13 protein-coding genes are annotated in these 13,494 nt (G+C 69.0%); 11 read left to right on the top strand and 2 right to left on the bottom strand.

What is annotated here, in order from left to right; translation table 11 throughout:
- Position 1: 1 nt before the first annotated feature.
- Positions 2 to 898, top strand: coding sequence for a tRNA (adenine-N1)-methyltransferase (locus tag AAT21_RS32170; RefSeq protein WP_030833375.1), 897 nt, complete (start codon positions 2 to 4; stop codon positions 896 to 898).
- A 175-nt stretch (positions 899 to 1,073) separates the two neighbouring features.
- Positions 1,074 to 1,667 (top strand): hypothetical protein, encoded by a 594-nt coding sequence (locus AAT21_RS32165; protein WP_235439298.1) that lies wholly within the window; start codon positions 1,074 to 1,076, stop codon positions 1,665 to 1,667.
- Positions 1,668 to 1,671: 4 nt separating this feature from the next.
- Here AAT21_RS32165 and AAT21_RS32160 read toward each other — a convergent pair whose 3' ends face one another.
- Positions 1,672 to 1,992: a ferredoxin gene (locus AAT21_RS32160; protein ID WP_046780519.1), complete on the bottom strand. Its 321-nt coding sequence runs from the start codon at positions 1,990 to 1,992 to the stop codon at positions 1,672 to 1,674.
- A gap of 264 nt (positions 1,993 to 2,256) precedes the next feature.
- Between AAT21_RS32160 and arc the strand changes: the two genes are divergently transcribed.
- The 6 genes from arc (at position 2,257) to prcA (ending at position 8,412) form a co-directional block, all read left to right on the top strand.
- Entirely contained in the window at positions 2,257 to 4,023 is a 1,767-nt protein-coding gene (arc, locus tag AAT21_RS32155) for a proteasome ATPase (RefSeq protein ID WP_030655926.1), read from the top strand.
- A gap of 262 nt (positions 4,024 to 4,285) precedes the next feature.
- Positions 4,286 to 5,797: a depupylase/deamidase Dop gene (dop, locus tag AAT21_RS32150; protein ID WP_046780518.1), complete on the top strand. Its 1,512-nt coding sequence runs from the start codon at positions 4,286 to 4,288 to the stop codon at positions 5,795 to 5,797.
- A 173-nt stretch (positions 5,798 to 5,970) separates the two neighbouring features.
- Positions 5,971 to 6,183 carry a ubiquitin-like protein Pup gene (locus tag AAT21_RS32145; RefSeq protein WP_030233608.1) on the top strand — a complete coding sequence of 71 codons (213 nt, stop codon included), beginning with the start codon at positions 5,971 to 5,973 and terminating at the stop codon, positions 6,181 to 6,183.
- Between the two features lie 117 nt (positions 6,184 to 6,300).
- Positions 6,301 to 6,813: an endonuclease VII domain-containing protein gene (locus AAT21_RS36305; RefSeq protein ID WP_079026111.1), complete on the top strand. Its 513-nt coding sequence runs from the start codon at positions 6,301 to 6,303 to the stop codon at positions 6,811 to 6,813.
- Positions 6,765 to 7,604, top strand: a complete 840-nt coding sequence (gene prcB / locus AAT21_RS32135; RefSeq protein ID WP_046780516.1) for a proteasome subunit beta — start codon at positions 6,765 to 6,767, stop codon at positions 7,602 to 7,604. Before AAT21_RS36305 ends, prcB begins: the two co-directional genes overlap by 49 nt.
- 43 nt (positions 7,605 to 7,647) lie before the next feature.
- A complete protein-coding gene (prcA, locus tag AAT21_RS32130) occupies positions 7,648 to 8,412 on the top strand; it encodes a proteasome subunit alpha (protein ID WP_030655938.1) in 765 nt (254 codons plus the stop codon).
- Between the two features lie 68 nt (positions 8,413 to 8,480).
- On the opposite strand, the gene AAT21_RS32125 is transcribed toward prcA, so the two are convergent.
- Complete coding sequence (locus AAT21_RS32125; RefSeq protein ID WP_046780515.1) at positions 8,481 to 9,491, bottom strand: LacI family DNA-binding transcriptional regulator; 1,011 nt, start codon at positions 9,489 to 9,491, stop codon at positions 8,481 to 8,483.
- A 134-nt stretch (positions 9,492 to 9,625) separates the two neighbouring features.
- On the opposite strand from AAT21_RS32125, the gene AAT21_RS32120 reads away from it, so the two are divergent.
- The 3 genes from AAT21_RS32120 to AAT21_RS32110 all read left to right on the top strand — a co-directional run bounded on the left by AAT21_RS32120 (position 9,626) and on the right by AAT21_RS32110 (position 13,465).
- Complete coding sequence (locus tag AAT21_RS32120; RefSeq protein ID WP_046780514.1) at positions 9,626 to 10,894, top strand: MFS transporter; 1,269 nt, start codon at positions 9,626 to 9,628, stop codon at positions 10,892 to 10,894.
- A gap of 152 nt (positions 10,895 to 11,046) precedes the next feature.
- Complete coding sequence (gene pafA, locus AAT21_RS32115) at positions 11,047 to 12,408, top strand: Pup--protein ligase (protein ID WP_030655944.1); 1,362 nt, start codon at positions 11,047 to 11,049, stop codon at positions 12,406 to 12,408.
- Positions 12,409 to 12,523: 115 nt separating this feature from the next.
- Positions 12,524 to 13,465 carry an FKBP-type peptidyl-prolyl cis-trans isomerase gene (locus AAT21_RS32110; RefSeq protein ID WP_046780513.1) on the top strand — a complete coding sequence of 314 codons (942 nt, stop codon included), beginning with the start codon at positions 12,524 to 12,526 and terminating at the stop codon, positions 13,463 to 13,465.
- Positions 13,466 to 13,494: the final 29 nt, after the last annotated feature.

The raw sequence follows: 13,494 nt of genomic DNA, 5'->3' as shown, positions 1-13,494 counted from the left end.
CATGTCCGAACCGACCGGTGCCGCCCGCCGACGCGGGCCCTTCAAGGTCGGGGACCAGGTTCAGCTCACCGACCCCAAGGGCCGCCACTACACGTTCACGCTCGAAGCCGGGAAGAATTTCCACACCCACAAGGGTTCCTTCCCCCACGACGAGCTGATCGGTGCTCCCGAAGGCAGTGTTGTCCGTACCACGGGGAACGTCGCGTACCTCGCGCTGCGCCCCCTGCTCCCCGACTACGTCCTGTCCATGCCCCGCGGCGCCGCCGTGGTCTACCCCAAGGACGCGGGCCAGATCCTGGCCTTCGCCGACATCTTCCCCGGCGCCCGCGTCGTGGAAGCGGGCGTGGGCTCCGGCTCCCTGAGCAGCTTCCTGCTGCGCGCCATCGGCGACCAGGGCATGCTCCACAGCTACGAGCGCCGCGCGGACTTCGCCGAGATCGCCACCGCCAACGTGGAACGTTACTTCGGCGGCCCCCACCCGGCCTGGCAGCTCACCGTGGGCGACCTCCAGGACAACCTGTCCGACACCGACGTCGACCGCGTCATCCTGGACATGCTCGCCCCCTGGGAATGCCTGGAGGCCGTCTCCAAGGCCCTCGTCCCCGGCGGCATCCTCTGCTGCTACGTGGCCACCACCACCCAGCTGTCCAAGACCGTCGAGTCCATCCGCGAGATCGGCTGCTTCGCCGAGCCGCAGCCCTGGGAATCGATGATCCGCAACTGGCACGTCGAAGGCCTCGCCGTCCGGCCGGACCACCGCATGATCGGCCACACCGGCTTCCTCGTCACCGCCCGCCGCCTCGCGGACGGCGTCGAGCCCCCCATGCGCCGCCGCCGCCCCGCCAAGGGCGCCTACGGCGAGGACTACGAGGGACCCGGCAGCGACCGCTCCGCGTAACCCCCGTCCGACCCAACACGACGGCGCTGTGGCGTAGTTCCCCCGACCCCGGGGGAACTACGCCACAGCGCCTTTTCGTTGTCCCCGTGCCGACCCGGCCCCTGCCGTTCCGCCCCCGTGTGAGGTGTGGCACGATGCTGGCTCCCCGTCACCCTTCGCACAGGAGACACCCCGCGTGCTGCCCACCCCCGCCACGCTGGCAACCCCGGACACCCTGGCCCACACCCGGACCAGGCCCCTCCACTGGCTCGCCACGGCCACCGCCATGGCCGCCGTCATAGCCGCCGCGGGACTCGTACAACCGGCCACCGGCACCCCCGCCGCCGCGGACGAGCCCGCCGCGAAGGGCCCCCAGGCCACCGCACCCGACCCGGCGGCGGCCACCTACCCCCTCGACTGCAAGGGCGCGCCCCAGGCCGTCACCGCCACCGCCCAGGGCGACCTCGACGGCGACGGCCGACCCGAGACCGTGGCAGCCGTCCGCTGCGACGCCGGCTCCGGCACCCCGCCCCACGCCATCTACGTACTCACCCAGGACCGGGCCGAAGGCGCCCGCCCCCGCGTCGTGGCCACCCTCCTGGACACCCCGCAGCGCCGGACCGCCACGGAACTGACCGTAGGCGACCGGACCGTCACCGCGAGCCTCCTCGGCTACTCCGGACCCGAGGTCCCGCGCTGCTGCCCCGACAAGAAGCAGCTCGCCAAGTGGCGCTGGGCCGACGGAAAATTCCGCCAGGAGCTGACGGACTCGGCCGCCAGGAGTGTTTGAAGCGTCACTCCGCGTCCGGGCCGAAGACCTCCACCCCGTCCGAAACGCGCCTTACGTGAATGCAGTCGCCCGGGCATTCCTTCGCCGAGTCCACCACGTCCTGGAGCAGCGGCAGCGGCACCGGAGTGGTCGCCCCCACCTCCTGCAGGAGCTCGTCCTGCGCGCTCTTCACGTACGCCAGACCGTCGATGTCCAGCTCGAACACCTCGGGCGCGTACTGCGCGCAGATGCCGTCCCCGGTGCAGAGGTCCTGGTCGATCCAGACCTCGAGCGGCTCGCCGGCCCCACCGGCGCCGCCCGTCGGAGCGTCCTGCTGCACGGTCATATCTCCTGCCGTTCCCTGCGCTGAGTGATCCATCCCGGTCACAACCCGCAGCAAGTCGCGCGGGCCCTGACGGGTGTTGAACACTTCGACCTTACAACCGGCGGCTTCCCGAGTTTGAGGGGTGGGTATTTCTTTGGCGTGAGGGAGTACGCAAGGGTGAAGATCGGACACACCTCTATCGTCTTTGTGATCTAGGGGTTTCAATCACCACCAGCCCAGGTAGGGTCAGGAAGCGTCCAGCTCCCCTTGGAGGAGGTGAGGACCGTGGCAGCCCACGACGACGACATCAACCGCGGCATCCGGCCCGCGCGAGGGTCCGAGGACCCCGCCGGCCAGGTTGCCTATCTCGAGCAGGAAATCGCCGTCCTGCGACGTAAGCTCGCCGACTCTCCGCGACACACGAGGATTCTCGAAGAGCGGATCGTCGAGCTCCAGACGAATCTGGCCGGCGTCTCCGCACAGAACGAACGACTGGCGAATACCCTCCGTGAGGCCCGCGACCAGATCGTGGCCCTCAAGGAAGAAGTCGACCGGCTCGCACAGCCGCCGGCAGGCTTCGGTGTCTTCCTCCAGGCGAACGAGGACGGCACCGTCGACATCTTCACCGGAGGCCGGAAGCTCCGCGTGAACGTCAGCCCCAGCGTCGACCCGGAAGACCTCCGGCGCGGCCAGGAAGTCATGCTCAACGAGGCCCTCAACGTGGTCGAGGCCATGGAGTTCGAGCGGGCCGGGGACATCGTCACCCTCAAGGAGATCCTCGAGGACGGCGAGCGCGCCCTGGTGGTCGGGCACACCGACGAGGAACGGGTGGTGAGGCTCGCCGAGCCGCTCCTGGACATCACCATCCGCCCCGGCGACGCCCTCCTGCTCGAACCCCGATCCGGCTACGTCTACGAGGTCGTCCCCAAGAGCGAGGTCGAGGACCTGGTCCTCGAAGAGGTCCCCGACATCGACTACGACAAGATCGGCGGCCTGGGCGACCAGATCGAGCTGATCCGCGACGCGGTCGAGCTCCCGTACCTCTACCCCGACCTGTTCAAGGAACACGAACTGCGGCCCCCGAAGGGCATCCTGCTCTACGGCCCGCCCGGCTGCGGCAAGACGCTCATCGCCAAGGCAGTCGCCAACTCCCTTGCCAAGAAGGTCGCCGAGGTGACCGGACAGGCCCAGGGGAAGTCGTACTTCCTGAACATCAAGGGCCCCGAACTCCTCAACAAGTACGTCGGCGAGACCGAGCGGCACATCCGCCTGGTCTTCCAGAGGGCCCGCGAGAAGGCCAGCGAGGGCACCCCCGTCATCGTCTTCTTCGACGAGATGGAATCCCTCTTCCGCACCCGCGGATCCGGTGTCAGCTCGGACGTGGAGAACACCATCGTCCCGCAGCTCCTCGCCGAGATCGACGGCGTGGAGGGCCTGGAGAACGTCATCGTCATCGGCGCCTCCAACCGCGAGGACATGATCGACCCGGCCATCCTGCGCCCCGGCCGCCTCGACGTGAAGATCAAGATCGAGCGTCCGGACGCCGAGGCCGCGAAGGACATCTTCGCGAAGTACCTCAAGGCCTCGCTGCCCCTGCACACGGACGACCTGTCCGAACACCAGGGCTCCACGGCCGGCACCGTCCACAGCATGATCCAGACCGTCGTCGAGCAGATGTACGCCGAAACCGAGGAGAACCGCTTCCTCGAGGTCACGTACGCCAACGGCGACAAGGAAGTCCTCTACTTCAAGGACTTCAACTCGGGCGCGATGATCCAGAACATCGTCGACCGTGCCAAGAAGATGGCCATCAAGGCCTTCCTCGAACACAACCAGAAGGGCCTCCGCGTCTCCCACCTCCTCCAGGCATGCGTGGACGAGTTCAAGGAGAACGAGGACCTGCCCAACACCACCAACCCGGACGACTGGGCCCGAATCTCCGGTAAGAAGGGCGAGCGGATCGTATTCATCCGCACCCTCGTCACCGGAAAGCAAGGCGCGGACACCGGACGCTCCATCGACACGGTGGCGAACACCGGTCAGTACCTGTGATGCGGAGCGGCTGCGGATGCCCTCCCCGGGCATCCGCAGCCGCCTGCTTTACCCCACCGATCGACCGGCGGTATTCCAGCCGGTGACAGGGCAGATTCAATGACGGAAATGATCTCCCCACGAGCGCGCAGTGGTTCTAGGCTCTTCCGTACCGCCGGTCGCGCAGTGCGGGGACGGGCACCGCACAGTCACACGCACCGGAGCACCAGCGGTACTTGAGCGCCGCCCCCGGACGGGGGCGCCGCCGGGCAAGGAGGGCCGCATGACCGTACGGCGAGTAATGGGGATCGAGACGGAGTACGGGATCTCCGTCCCCGGTCACCCGAACGCCAATGCCATGCTCACCTCGTCCCAGATCGTCAACGCCTACGCGGCGGCGATGCACCGGGCGCGACGTGCCCGCTGGGACTTCGAGGAGGAGAACCCGCTGCGGGACGCCCGCGGCTTCGACCTCGCCCGCGAGGCCGCCGACAGCAGCCAGCTGACCGACGAGGACATCGGCCTCGCCAACGTCATCCTGACGAACGGCGCACGGCTCTACGTCGACCACGCGCACCCCGAGTACAGCTCCCCGGAGATCACCAACCCGCTGGACGCCGTGCTCTGGGACAAGGCCGGCGAACGGATCATGGCCGAGGCCGCCGTCCGGGCCGCCCAGCTGCCCGGGGCCCAGCCCATCCACCTCTACAAGAACAACACCGACAACAAGGGCGCCTCCTACGGCACGCACGAGAACTACCTGATGAAGCGGGAGACCCCCTTCTCGGAGATTGTGCGCCACCTGACCCCCTTCTTCGTCTCGCGCCAGGTCGTGACCGGAGCGGGACGCGTGGGCATCGGCCAGGACGGCCGCGAGCACGGCTTCCAGATCAGCCAGCGCGCGGACTACTTCGAGGTCGAGGTCGGCCTGGAGACCACCCTGAAGCGGCCCATCATCAACACCCGCGACGAGCCCCACTCCGACGCCGAGAAGTACCGCCGGCTCCACGTGATCATCGGAGACGCCAACCTCTCCGAGATCTCCACCTACCTCAAGCTCGGTACCACGGCCCTGGTCCTGTCCATGATCGAGGACGGCTTCATCGGCGTCGACCTGGCCGTCGACCAGCCCGTACGCACCCTTCACCACGTCTCCCACGACCCCTCGCTGAAGTACCTGATCACGCTGCGCAGCGGCCGGACACTGACCGCGGTGCAGCTCCAGATGGAGTACTTCGAGCTGGCCAGGAAGTACGTGGACGAGCGTTTCGGCACGGACGCGGACGAGCAGACCAAGGACGTGCTGTCCCGCTGGGAGGACGTCCTGGGCCGGCTGGAGAGCGACCCGATGAGCCTGTCGGGCGAGCTGGACTGGATCGCCAAGCGGGAGATCCTGGAGGGCTACCGGCGCCGGGACGGCCTCGACTGGGACGCGGCGCGGCTGCACCTGGTGGACCTCCAGTACTCGGACGTACGGCCCGAGAAGGGCCTCTACAACCGCCTGGTGGCCCGCGGCAAGATGAAGCGGCTGGTGGACGAGCCGGCGGTGGAACGGGCCCAGAGCAAGCCTCCGGAGGACACCAGGGCCTACTTCCGCGGCCGCTGCCTGGAGCAGTACGCGGACGACGTGGCCGCGGCCTCCTGGGACTCGGTGATCTTCGACCTCCCGGGCCGGGACTCGCTGCAGCGCGTCCCGACGCTGGAACCCCTGCGGGGGACCCGCAACCACGTCAAGGAGCTCCTGGACCGCTGCCGCACGGCGGAGGACCTGGTCCGGGTGCTTTCGGGGCAGTGAGCGGGCCTGAAATGCGATCGGTCCGGGAATCATGAAGAGAACCGGACTGTGAAAGTACGGGGACGAATGCCGGACCCTCCCTATAGGGTCCGACGTAGGGTCTGATCTTGAGAGATCCCGAAATCCCGGGGTCTCTCGACATGAGCGTGCGAACCGAGCGGGGTGAGGTAGACATGGCGACCAAGGACACCGGCGGCGGACAGCAGAAGGCGACGCGCTCGACCGAGGAGGTCGAGGAGGCGGCGGTCGAGGAATCGACCGACCTCAAGGAGCGCCAGGAGAAGCTCTCCGACGACGTCGACTCCGTACTTGACGAGATTGACGATGTCTTGGAGGAGAACGCCGAGGACTTCGTGCGGTCCTTCGTTCAGAAGGGTGGAGAGTGATTTTGCCTTTGAATCGAAGGCGGAAGGCTCTCGGGAGGGTGTGTGTCGGGGGAGGGGAAGCGGTGCCCGCGGTGCGGCTTGCTCAAGCCGCTTGAGGCGTTCGCCGCAAACAAGGCCATGCGCGACGGCCTGCAGTGTTACTGCAGGCCGTGCGCGGCCGAATATCACCAGCAGCGCCAGATGGCCAGGGGCATGAATGTGCGTCCCCGCGTCGAAGCACCCGAGGGGCACAAATACTGCCGTCGGTGTGGGGAGATCAAGCCTCACGCCGAATGGGATCGGAACAAGACGGCATCAGATGGATTATCGACACGCTGCAAGGCGTGCCGCGCCGTCGAGAGCCGGGCTGCCCATCTGAAGCGGGCGTACGGCATGACCGAGGCCGATCGGGACGAGATGATCGCAGCTCAGGACGGGCTCTGCTGCATCTGTCTCAAGGCTCCGGCCGTACATGTGGATCACTGCCACAAGACGGGTAGGGTCCGAGGCGTACTGTGCTTCAACTGCAACACGGCCATCGGCAAGTTGGGTGACGACCCCGACGCAGCCCGTCGGGTCGTCTCATACTTGGAGGGACACGCGTGGAAGCCAACAATCGTGGCACAGGGCGTCTACCGGCAGCCTTCCTGACGCCGGGGTCGTCGTCCTTCATGGACTTCCTGGGCGCGCACTCGCCGGAGATGCTGCCCGGCAACCGCAAGCTGCCGGAGGGTGTCGTCGAGGCGCCGCACGGGACGACCATCGTGGCCGCCACCTTCCCCGGCGGGGTCGTGCTCGCCGGTGACCGGCGGGCGACCATGGGGAACATGATCGCGCAGCGGGACATCGAGAAGGTGTTCCCGGCCGACGAGTACTCCGCGGTCGGCATCGCCGGTACGGCCGGACTGGCCGTGGAGATGGTCAAGCTGTTCCAGCTGGAGCTGGAGCACTTCGAGAAGGTGGAGGGGACGACCCTCTCCCTGGAGGGCAAGGCCAACCGGCTCTCCACCATGATCCGCAGCAACCTCGGCATGGCGATGCAGGGCCTGGCCGTGGTACCGCTCTTCGCCGGCTACGACGAGGCCAAGGAGAAGGGCCGCATCTTCTCCTACGACGTCACCGGCGGCCGCTCCGAGGAGCACGGGTACGCGGCGACCGGTTCCGGTTCGATCTTCGCGCGGGGCTCCATGAAGAAGCTCTACCGCCCGGATCTGACCGAGGAGCAGGCCACCACGCTGGTGGTGCAGGCGCTGTACGACGCTGCCGACGACGACTCGGCGACCGGCGGGCCGGACCTGTACCGCCACATCTATCCGATCGTCACCGTCATCACCGACGAGGGCTTCCGCAGGCTGACCGAGGACGAGTCGCAGGCGCTCGCCCGTTCGGTCACCGATCGTCGTCTCGAGCAGCCCGACGGCCCGCGCGCCGCCCTGCTCTGACCGCCCGTCACCTCGTCGCCCAGAAGAAAGGGACGGAAAGCCGGTGTCGACTCCGTTCTATGTGTCACCCCAGCAGGCCATGGCCGACCGGGCGGAATACGCCCGGAAAGGCATCGCCCGCGGTCGCAGCCTTGTCGTGCTGCAGTACGCCGACGGCATCGTGTTCGTCGGCGAGAACCCGTCCCGTGCGCTGCACAAGTTCAGCGAGATCTACGACCGGATCGGCTTCGCGGCCGCCGGCAAGTACAACGAGTACGAGAACCTGCGGATCGGCGGTGTGCGCTACGCGGATCTGCGTGGATACACCTACGACCGTGACGATGTGACGGCCCGTGGGCTGGCCAACGTGTACGCGCAGACCCTCGGCACGATCTTCTCCAGTGCCGGTGAGAAACCGTACGAGGTGGAGCTGGTGGTGGCCGAGGTCGGTGCGACGGCCGCCGGTGACCAGATCTACCGGCTGCCGCACGACGGGTCGATCGTGGACGAGCACGGTTCGGTCGCGGTGGGTGGCAACGCCGAGCAGATCAGTACCTACCTGGACCAGCGGCACCAGGACGGGATGACGCTGTCGGAGGCGCTGAAGCTGGCGGTGGCGGCGCTGTCCAGCCAGGCCAACGGCGCCGACAAGGCGATTCCGGCGGAGCGGCTGGAGGTGGCGGTGCTGGACCGGACCCGGTCGCAGCAGCGCAAGTTCAAGCGGATCCGTGGCCGGCAGCTGTCGCGGCTGCTGGAGGCGGACGTGCCGGCCGCTGCGCAGGCGGACGCGGTGTCGAACGACGAGGCGCCGGAGGACGACGCCGAGTAGGACCAGGAGCCGGGTGCGTGGCCCCGGTCGCCCCTTCGGGGGTGGCCGGGGCTTCGTCGTGTCCGGGCTCAGGGTGCGGGGGCGGGTGCAGGGGCGGGGCCGGTGGAGTCGCGGACGACGAGGGTGACGGGGATGTCGGGGGCGGTCCAGGGGGTGCCTTCGAGGACGGCGAGGAGGGCGGTCATGCCCTGTTCGCCGACGCGTTCGGCGGGGAGGTGGACCGTGGTGAGCTCGGGTTCGACGGCGGTGGCGAGGGCGAGGTCGTCGAAGCCGGTGACGGAGAGGTCCTCGGGGACACGCAGGCCGAGGCGGCGGGCGGCCTTGCAGGCGCCGGCGGCGAGGATGTCGTCGTCGCAGACGACGGCGGTGGGCCGGCCCAGGGGGGCCGCGAGGGCCGCCTCCATGGCCGTACGGGCACCGTCGGCGGTGAGGGGGGACCGTACGGTGCGCAGCTCGGTGCCGGGGCCCAGGAGGGTCGTGAGGGCTTCGGCGCGAGTGTCGAAGGTCCAGGAGTCGACGGCGGACGCGAGGTGGAGGAAGTGTCGGTGGCCGAGGGCGAGGAGGTGTTCGGTGACCTGGCGCATGCCGTCGGCCATGGCGAGGTTGACGTGGGCGGCGGCGCCTCCGGCGCGGGGGTCGCTGTCGAGCATGACGAGGGGGAGGGTGTCGCCGCCGATGGCCTGGAGGGCGTGGGCGGCCATGGAGGAGGCGATGACGCCGTCGAGGGCGGCGCGGGCGGAGGCGAAGGGGTCGCGGGCGGGGCCGGTGCCGTCGGGGGAGGGGTAGAGGACGACGCCGAAGCCGTGTTCGGCGGCGACGCGGGCGGCGCCGGTGTAGACGCGGGCGAAGAACTCGTTGGTGAGGGCGGGGACGACGAGGAGGGCGGTGCGGGTGGAGCCGAGGCGGAGGTTGCGGGCGGCGAGGTTGGGCCGGTAGCCGAGGCGGGTGGCGGTCTCGCGGACGAGGGCGGCGGTGCGTGTCGAGACGCGGCCGGGCCATTTGTCGCCGAGGACGAGGGAGACGGTGGCCTGGGAGACCCCGGCGGCGGTGGCCACGTCCCGGCTGGTGGGTCTCGTCACACGGGGCTCCTGCGGGGCGGGGTCGGGGGTGGTTTCGTGGTCCGCGGGTGGACCCGTGGACTGTGGCCATGGTACGTATGACGAGTCACGTTATACGTATTACCCCGGCTGGGTCCGGGCAGAAGGGGGCCGTCATGGCCGCGGGATACGCGGAGCTGCTGAGGACCCGGCACGCCGCGAGGCTGCTGGCGGGGACGCTCGTGGGCAGGCTGCCGAACGCCACCGCGCCGATCGCGATCGTGCTGTTCACGCGCGCGGAGGGTGGCAGCTACAGCCTGGCGGGGGCGCTGGCCGCGGTGTACGGGCTGGCGAACGCGGTGGGCCAGCCGTTGCTGGGGCGGGCCGTGGACCTGTTCGGGCAGCCGCGGGTGCAGCTGCCGGCGGCGCTCCTGTCAGCGCTCGGGATGGTGTGGCTGGCGCTCGCGGGCACCGGCTCGGCGGTCGCGGCGTACGGCGCGGTGGTGGTCGGCGGGCTGTTCACGCCGCCGCTGGAGGGCGGGCTGCGGGCCCTGTGGCCGGGCGTGCTGGGGGGTCGCGAGGAGAAGGTCCACGCGGCGTACGCGATGGACGCGGTGGCCCAGGAGATCATGTTCACCGTCGGTCCGCTGCTGGTGACGCTGTTCGTGGCGGTGTGGTCGCCGGCCGGGGCGCTGCTGGCCCTGAACGCTGTCGGGGTGCTGGGCGCGCTGTCGGTCGTGGCCAGTGAGCCGTCGCGGGCGTGGCGCTCTCAGCCGCGGGAGGCGCACTGGCTGGGCGCTCTGCGCTCGCGCGGGCTGCTGGCGCTGCTGGGTGCGTTCTTCTTCGTGGGCATGGCGCTGGGTTCGATCACGGTGGCCGGTGTGGCGTACGCGGACGGCAACGGAGGCCAGGCGGTGTACGGCTGGCTGATGGCGGCGCTCGGGCTGGGCGCGCTGATCGGCGGGGTGTTCTACGGCGCCCGTCAGTGGGCGGGTGCGCCCGAGCGGCGGCTGCGGCTGCTGGTCGCGCTGCTCGCGGTCTGCTACGTGCCGTTGCTGCTGACTCCGGGGCCGGGGGCGATGACGGCGCTGGCGGCGCTGTCGGGCGTGTTCCTGGCGCCGGCTCTGGCGTGCGCGTTCATCGTGGTGGACCGGCACGCGCCGACGGGCACGGTGACCGAGGCCTTCTCGTGGCTGGTGACCTTCTTCGGGGTGGGGGCGGCGATCGGTACGGCGGCCGCCGGTCCGGCGGTGGAGCTGGGCGGCACCGCGTGGGGCTTCGGCGTGGCGTGCGCTGCAGGCGGTGCGGCGCTGCTGGTTCTGATGGTGACTCAGGGGGTGCTGTCAACTGGTGGGCGCAGCCGTGCGGTGGCGGGTTCGTCGCAGGAGGTGCCGGACGGCAACGGCTCCGGCGAGGTGGCCGCGCAGGCCCGGTCGGCGCAGTGAGGTCCGGGCGCGCCGGTGCGGCGCGCCCGTGGTGGTCACGGCCCGTGCGGCGGGCGTTCGGCGGCCCGTTCGGCGGCCTGCTCGGGGGCACTGATCGAAACGGCGGCTGCGAACCCGGTTTCAGAAGAGGGCAGAAGGCGTAATGTTCAGTCATGGACCGCCGCATTTTCGGGCTGGAGAACGAGTACGGCGTCACGTGCACGTTCAGGGGACAGCGCCGACTGTCTCCTGACGAAGTGGCGCGCTACCTCTTCCGCCGTGTCGTGTCATGGGGCCGCAGCAGCAATGTGTTCCTGCGGAACGGTGCCCGCCTCTACCTCGACGTGGGTTCGCATCCGGAATATGCAACTCCCGAATGCGACAACGTGACCGAGTTGGTCACGCACGACAAAGCAGGCGAGCGCATTCTCGAAGGCCTGCTCGTCGACGCCGAACGCCGCCTGCACGAGGAGGGAATCGCGGGCGACGTCTATCTCTTCAAGAACAACACCGACTCGGCGGGCAACTCGTACGGCTGCCACGAGAACTACCTGGTGGCCCGGCACGGGGAATTCTCCCGCCTGGCGGACATTCTCATTCCGTTCCTCGTCACGCGTCAGCTGATCTGCGGCGCGGGCAAGGTGCTGCAGACCCCCCGGGGCGCGGTCTACTGCGTGAGCCAGCGGGCCGAGCACATCTGGGAGGGCGTCAGCTCCGCCACGACGCGTTCGCGGCCGATCATCAACACGCGCGACGAGCCGCACGCGGACGCGGAGCGGTACCGCCGCCTCCACGTCATCGTGGGTGACTCGAACATGTCCGAGACGACCATGCTGCTGAAGGTCGGGGCGACCGACCTGGTGCTGCGCATGATCGAGGCGGGCACGGTGATGCGGGACCTGACCCTGGAGAACCCGATCCGGGCGATCCGCGAGGTCAGCCACGACATCACGGGCCAGCGCAAGGTGCGCCTGGCGAGCGGCCGGGAGGCCTCCGCGCTGGAGATCCAGCGGGAGTACTACGACAAGGCGGTGGACTTCGCCGAGCGCCGGGGCATCCGTACCGGTGTGGTGGACCAGGTGCTGGAGCTGTGGGGCCGCACGCTGGACGCGATCGAGGCGGAGGACCTGGACCGGATCGGCACCGAGATCGACTGGGTGATGAAGTACCAGCTGATCGAGCGGTACCGCGGCAAGCACAACATGACCATGTCGAATCCGAGGGTGGCTCAGATAGACCTCGCCTACCACGACATCCACCGCCGTCGTGGGCTGTACTACCTGCTGGAGCGCAAGGGGCAGGCGGCGCGGATCTGCAACGACCTCAAGATCTTCGAGGGCAAGTCGGTGCCCCCGCAGACCACGAGGGCGCGGCTGCGCGGCGACTTCATCCGCCGGGCGCAGGAGCAGCGGCGGGACTTCACGGTCGACTGGGTGCACCTGAAGCTCAATGACCAGGCGCAGCGGACGGTGCTGTGCAAGGACCCGTTCCGGTCGGTGGACGACCGGGTGGAGAAGCTGATCGCCGGTATGTAGCGGGCGGTGTGACGCCTCACTTCTCGCCCGGGGCCCCGTACGTCTCTCGTACGGGGCCCTGTGCACGGCTTAGAGTGGCGGGCGACCGCCTTGCCGTCTGAGATCTGAGGAACACGTGCGCCGACTTGCCGGCCTGCTTGTCGTACCCCTTCTGCTGCTGTCGACAGCGGCCTGTGGCGACGACAGCGGCTCCGACTCCGCCCAGATGAAGAACGGGGCGCCCGCGATCACGAAGGGCGCCGAGTTCGGGGAGACGCCCACCCTGGCCAAGGGGAAGGGCGAGCCGCCCAAGGAGCTGAAGGTGGTGACCGTCAAGGAGGGCACCGGCCAGGTGCTGAAGAAGGGCGACATCGCCCAGGTCAACTACTACGGCCAGGTGTGGGACGGCGCCGAGCCCTTCGACCAGAGCTTCGGCAAGGGCAAGCCGTTCGACGTGACGATCGGCGCGGGCGCCGTCATCAAGGGCTGGGACCAGGGCCTGGAGGGCCAGAAGGTCGGCAGCCGTGTCGTGCTGGTGATTCCGCCGGACCTCGGCTACGGAGCGCAGGGCTCGCCCCCGAAGATCAAGGGGAACGCCACGCTGGTGTTCGTCGTGGACATCGTCAAGGGTGCCACGGTCCCGGTCTCGGCCACGGGCAAGGAAGTCGCGCAGGACAACAAGGACCTGCCGAAGGTCGGTACGAACACGGACGGCAAGGAAGTCTCCGTGGCCGTCCCGAAGGATGTCACCCCGCCGGCGAAGCTGGTGTCGAACTACGTCCTGGAGGGCGACGGTCCGGCGGTGACGGACACGAACAGCGTCGTCGTCAAGTTCCACGGCAAGACGTGGAAGGACGACAAGACGTTCGAGAGCACCTACACCTCGGACCAGTCGGTGACCTGGCCGCTGGACCAGCTCCAGGTGAAGGGCCTGAAGGACGGCATCGTCGGCAAGAAGGTCGGCAGCCGCATCCTGCTGGTCATCCCGCCGGACATGGGCTTCGGGGACAAGGAGCAGGGGACCATCCCGGCCAACTCGACGCTGGTCTTCAGTCTCGACATCCTCGCGGTGATGTAAGACTGTCCCGGTTGTCCACATAGTTTGAG

It is taken from the genome of Streptomyces yangpuensis (assembly GCF_001005295.1).
Lineage (GTDB): Bacteria > Actinomycetota > Actinomycetes > Streptomycetales > Streptomycetaceae > Streptomyces > Streptomyces yangpuensis.
This window is presented reverse-complemented; position numbering and strand designations above follow the sequence as displayed.